At 63.0% G+C, this 4,640-nt stretch carries 5 protein-coding genes; 3 read left to right on the top strand and 2 right to left on the bottom strand.

What is annotated here, in order from left to right:
- Window positions 1-537, top strand: a 537-nt coding sequence (locus tag AC1DX0_RS31470; protein WP_477358329.1) for a glycine cleavage T C-terminal barrel domain-containing protein, incomplete at its 5' end; no start/stop codon positions are given.
- A gap of 9 nt (window positions 538-546) precedes the next feature.
- A complete protein-coding gene (locus AC1DX0_RS31465) occupies window positions 547-1,902 on the top strand; it encodes a M24 family metallopeptidase (protein WP_477358327.1) in 1,356 nt (451 codons plus the stop codon).
- Here AC1DX0_RS31465 and AC1DX0_RS31460 read toward each other — a convergent pair.
- The gene (locus AC1DX0_RS31460; protein WP_477222169.1) at window positions 1,867-2,694 is read right to left on the bottom strand and encodes a phosphate/phosphite/phosphonate ABC transporter substrate-binding protein; all 828 of its coding nucleotides are present in this window, start codon (window positions 2,692-2,694) and stop codon (window positions 1,867-1,869) included. The two genes, AC1DX0_RS31465 and AC1DX0_RS31460, sit on opposite strands and share 36 nt — an antisense overlap.
- A gap of 91 nt (window positions 2,695-2,785) precedes the next feature.
- A complete protein-coding gene (locus AC1DX0_RS31455; protein ID WP_477358325.1) occupies window positions 2,786-3,796 on the bottom strand; it encodes a fatty acid desaturase in 1,011 nt (336 codons plus the stop codon).
- Between the two features lie 230 nt (window positions 3,797-4,026).
- Here AC1DX0_RS31455 and AC1DX0_RS31450 point away from each other — a divergent pair.
- On the top strand, window positions 4,027-4,640 hold a 614-nt coding region (locus AC1DX0_RS31450), incomplete at its 3' end, for a helix-turn-helix domain-containing protein (protein WP_477358323.1).

The raw sequence follows: 4,640 nt of genomic DNA, 5'->3' as shown, positions 1-4,640 counted from the left end.
ACCTGGTTCCGCGAGCTACGGCCGATCTACGGCCCGTTCGAAGGTTCGATGGACCGCTTCATCAAGCTCGAGAAGAACGATTTCATCGGCCGCGAAGCCGCCGCCAAGGAACAGGCGGAAGGCCCGAAACTTCGCCGCGTCTCCTTCATCGTCGACGCTGCCGATGCCGATGTGATGGGCGACGAGCCGATCTGGGCCAAGGTCAGCAAGGATTACGGCACGGTGGAAAAGCCGCATGGCTACGGCGCGCCGCGCTTCGACACATCAGGCAAGGAAATCCGTGGCTCCAAGGCCGCTGAAGGCGCATCCGCCGTGCGCGGTATCGTCGATGGCGACTGGCGCGTGGTCGGTTGGGTGACCTCGGGTGGCTAYGCSCACTATGTSCARAARTCGATGGCRCAAGGCTATGTGCCGGCRGCRCTKGCCGAGGATGAAAGCGTCGGCCTGTTCGAGATCGAGATCCTCGGCCAGCGGCGTCCGGCCCGCATCAATGTCGAGGCGCCGTTCGACCCGAGCGGCGAGAAGATGCGGAGCTGAGGTTCGACCATGGACAGCGCGGGACCAAAGGGTAGCTTCGGTCGCCACCGCAAGATCATGCCGTTCGAGCCAGGCTCGATCGAAGCCCTGCGCGACGCCTCACGCCAGAAGGCGGCTTCGCTCAACCAGCATGTGCTGGGCTATGGCGCCCAGGCGGAGGCTGAATGGGCTGCGGCAGGCATTGTCGCGCCCGACCTTCCGGCGATGCGGAAATACCGGTTGGAGCGCATCCGCGCCGAGCTGAAGCGCCGCAACTATGCCGGCGCCCTGCTCTACGACCCGGTCAACATCCGCTACGCCACCGACTCGACCAACATGCAGCTGTGGGTGGCGCACAACCCCACACGGCATTGTTTCGTCGCCGCCGAAGGGCCGGTGGTGCTGTTCGAYTATTTYTCCTGYGAGCATCTSTCCGACCATTCCGGCGTCGTCGACGAGGTGCGRCCGGCWRTSTCGTGGATGTATCTCTATGGCGGCGARYTGACSGARCAGAARGTMCGMCGCTGGGCCGCCGGCATCGCCGAYCTGGTSARRGAACATGGCGGCGGCAACAGCCGCATCGCCGTCGATCACATCAATCCGGAAGGCGTCGAGGAACTGGCGCGGCTTGGTGTCTCCATCGGCAATGGCGAAGCGGTGATGGAGAATGCTCGGCTGATCAAATCACCGGACGAAATCCTCGCCATGCGCCGCGCCATCGTCGCTTGCGAGGCGGCGATGGGGGAGATGGAACAGGCGCTGAAGCCGGGCATCTCCGAGAACGAATTGTGGGCGGAGCTGCATCGCGGCAACATCGCGCGCGGCGGCGAGTGGATCGAAACGCGGCTGCTGGCATCGGGCCCGCGCACCAATCCGTGGTTCCAGGAATGCTCGTCGCGCGTGATCGAAGCGGGCGACCTCGTTGCCTTCGACACCGACCTGATCGGCCCCTACGGCTTCTGCGCCGACCTGTCGCGCACCTGGCTGTGCGGCGACGGAAACCCGACCAACGAGCAGCGCGATCTGTTCCGCATTGCCGCCGACCAGATCACGCACAACACTGAATTGATGCAAGCCGGCATCTCGTTCCGCGATCTTGTCGAGCGCTCGGCGGTGCCGCCTGGGGACTGTTTCCCGACACGCTATGGCGTGCTTTACCACGGCGTCGGCCTGGCCGACGAATACCCGACCTTGCCACATGCCAGCGACTGGACGCCGGACACGCCGGACGCCGTGCTGGAACCAGGCATGGTGCTGTGCGTGGAAAGCTATATTGGCAGGCTGGGCGGGCGCGAAGGTGTCAAGATCGAGGAGCAGATCCTGATCACCGAGACCGGCAACGAGCAGCTGTCAACCTACCCGCTGGATGCGAGGCTGCTCGGCTAGGCTGGCAAGGGCTTCGCGCATTGCCTTGACTGTTTTTTCCGGAGTCGCCCTGGCGGTGATGAAGGGCAGGCCCTTGCGCCGTGCCGTCCAGCCGACGATCACGACCTTGCCGGCCGCCGGCTCGAAACGCTGCGCCAGCGCCCAGCTTTCGCAGTCGATCGCGGCGACATCCGCGCTACCCTCGGCGACCGCGACGATCGAGCCGCGATGGCCGCCGCTTTCGGCGCGCGAGGAAAAGATATCGAGGCTTTCCCCGGCCGCCTGCAGATCGCGCGTCAGCCCAATGCTGCCCGACATCGAATCGAGACTGTTGAAGGTGAAGCGCTTGCTACGCATCAGGTCGAGTGGCAGCACCGCCTTGCCGTCCGCGGGTGACCGAACCTCCGGGCCCTCGCCTGTCCGCATCACCAGTGCGCTGGAATAAAGCTCGCTTTGCCCGCCTTCGTAGGCATCGTAGCTCGGCTGGCCGACAACCTGCACATGGCTCGACAGGCCAAGCTCCATCGGCCCCCAGCAGGTCTGTGCGAACAGCAGCGCCGGGTGCAGCCAGAGCTTGTGATAATCGAGTTCGTCCGGCGACAATGTCGCCGGATCCGGTGCGATCAAGGCGCCCTGAACATCAAATATGCCGCCAAGCACGGGCGGCATATCGCCATTGCGGCGCACGATGGTTTGCGGCGCATCGATGCCCCTTTGCCGGAAAGCGTCCCGCAACCGTACCCATTGCGCGTCGACCTCAGCGCGCACTTCAGGCCAGTCGTACATCGGCAACGCCGCAATCAGTTCGCTCATCCCGGTATCAAATCACCACGTCTGGAGAAAGGATCGCAAAAACGCGGCGTCCAATCAGAATTGGCCGACACGGGACCCAGGGTTGCCCGAATTATTCCTTGGGCGGCTCGGCGGGCACCGGCGCGGTGCCGAGCCCACTGACATTGCGCGCCCGGATGCGCGGCTGGAACGCCCGGCCGTGCTCAGGCGCACGCCGCAGCACCGGATGCACGATCGGCTCCTTGGCCTTGAACGCGTAGGCYTTGATCAGCGCGAAATAGTTCGGATAGGCATAGCCATTGTTCATCCGCAGCCATTCSTCRCGGCGRTCGCGAAACAGYTTKGGCAGYCKGTACCAGGCCACSGYMGGSSTCTTGTGGTGGACGAARTGCAGATTGTTGTTGAGGAACAGGAACGACAGCGGCGAGCGYTCGAYGATCACCGTGCGGCCTTCCGGATGCTCGGACCACTGATGCTCGGCGAAGGTGCGGATAGCAATCAGCGACTGGCCGAGCCAGACCGGCGCCAGAATGTAGAGCCAAAGCGGAATGCCAAAGCCGAACTGCACGATCGGCGCCACAATGGCAAGACCGATCGCATGCAGCAGCCAGGCTTTGCGGATCGCCTTGTCGCCGGCCATSATCTGCTTGGCGTCGTCGATGAAGAAGCCGAYRCAGGACAGCCASGGGCCAAGSAMRAAACGGCCGGCCATGGTGTTGTTGAKCTTGAGCAGGAATTTCATCRKCGGCGGCAAWTCGTCATGCTGCCACATCGCCTGGTAGTAGCTTTCCGGGTCATCGAGCGGATCGGTCAGCCGCTCATCGGCATGGTGGCGCAAGTGCAGCGTCTTGAAGCGGCGGAACGGCCAGACCAGGCCGATCGGCAGGAAGACGAAAGCTTCGTTGATCAGCGCGCTGCGCGTCGGATGGCCATGCAGAACTTCGTGCATGATCGACGACTGCAGTGCCAAGATGAAGCCAAGGATGGCGAGGGCGAGGATGGGATGGGATGGCCAGAGCAGGAAACCGGTGGCGAGCCATGTTCCGTAACAGAAGAAAGCGAGAACCACGGTTGGCCATTCGATGGCCGGTGCGTTGCGTCGCTTGATGCTCTTGCCTGTCATGCTATCGACCACTGTCCCTCAGTCGCCGGAACCCCCAGTGGTTCCTGACAGCATAGTGTCAGGAGAAGTGATTCCACTCAACGAGACAAAGTGTACAAAATGTTGCGATTGCGCATATTTGACCGCACATGTTACACATTGTAAACAACCTTAGGGATTCATTTACGCCTAGAGAGCCGGTTCGACGTCTCGGGCGCAAATTTTTCCTAAGAGATGGCGGAGAACGAACAGTGGACAAACGCGACCTGTCAGCAATCTTTCGGGAACGTTTGAAGCTGCTCCTGACACGCTCCGACCTCAACCAGTCGGCATTCGCGTCAGCAGTCGGCATCGATCGGTCGGCGCTGTCGCAGCTCATGTCCGGCGCCTCGACGCGCCTGCCMCGCGCCGAAACGCTGCTCAACATCGCCGCCGARTTCAARGTGTCGCTSGACTGGCTGCTCGGCCTCAGCCAGGACGAAGGCGTCACCGGCGAAATCCGCGARAGCCTGGAGATCGAGGAAGCSMCCGRCGGYTTCGACCGCACGCTGCTCGCCAAATGGTTCGCCGAAGCCGCAGGCACCAAGATCCGCTACGTGCCGGCCGGCATTCCCGATCTCCTGCGAACCCGCGCGCTGGTCGACTACGAGGCCAACATCACCAACAGGAGCCGCTTGGCCCAGGCCAGCGAAACCCAATACCGCATCGAATACAACCGGCGCCCGGAAACCGACATGGAAGTCTGCATGCCGCGCCACACGCTGGAGATTTTTGCACGCGGCCTCGGCGTCTGGGACCGTTTTCCCGAAGCCGACCGGCGGCAGCAGCTCGCCCATATGGCGACGCTGCTCGACGACCTGTACCC

The organism is Mesorhizobium sp. P3_A9 (genome assembly GCF_056402975.1).
Note: the sequence above shows the minus strand (reverse complement) of the source record. Positions and strands in the feature narration are given on the sequence as shown.